Raw genomic sequence first — 692 nt, forward strand, 5'->3', positions numbered from 1 at the left:
GTGCACTACACGCATCGCAGCGGACAAGCCCGTCCGGTACCGGATGCGGATCGAGGCCCGTACCACGGATGTGTCGGCGCCACCCTTGACCGTCTCCAGACCGTTCAAGTTCCGGATATCAGCCCATGGACTGGCGATGGTGTTCCAGCTTTCCAGCGGCTGCCCAAAATCGTCTGTACTGGCGGAGCGCTCCTGGATCTGCACTTTATGGCGCAACTGCATCGGCAAGTTCATGCGTACACCACATATCTGTCCAAAAGACGGTCGATGTAACAGCCTTGTATCGTTACCTGCTCCGCGCGAATCGCAGGGTCATACTGCTCGCGCAACTTGGCAATCAGGTACAACTTGATCCCGGCCGGAACCGCCGTATCATCGGCGCCATACCCGCAGGTGTAGTCCACGGATACAGTGTTGATTTCGGCATACGTAGCAGGCCAAGCCTTGCCGCGCGCAGGCACGACATAACCCGGTTCGCTGGAAGCGTCCAGCACATAGTCAGCTGGATCGAGCGTCTGCATGGTGCCCGAAGTAGGCATAAACCGAAGCTGCGTGACAGTAGCGATGGGGGGATGAGGAAGCTCGATCGCATCAGGGAAGCTGTCGAGGGTGACACGCCAGGCCTGGTTAATGAATGCCCGTCCCGTATAGTGCTCGGCATGCGCGACGATACCCGCCACCCATGCCGCAAC

General features: G+C 59.1%; 2 protein-coding genes. Both read right to left on the reverse strand.

Annotation, left to right across the window (positions count from 1 at the left end; genetic code table 11):
- The coding region (locus tag AB4Z32_RS27535; RefSeq protein WP_442124992.1) for a phage head closure protein at window positions 1–234 on the reverse strand (234 nt) is incomplete at its 3' end.
- The coding region (locus AB4Z32_RS27540; protein WP_442124993.1) for a head-tail connector protein at window positions 231–692 on the reverse strand (462 nt) is incomplete at its 5' end. The genes AB4Z32_RS27535 and AB4Z32_RS27540, both read right to left, overlap by 4 nt.

The organism is Massilia sp. 2TAF26 (genome assembly GCF_052115005.1).
GTDB lineage: Bacteria > Pseudomonadota > Gammaproteobacteria > Burkholderiales > Burkholderiaceae_D > Telluria.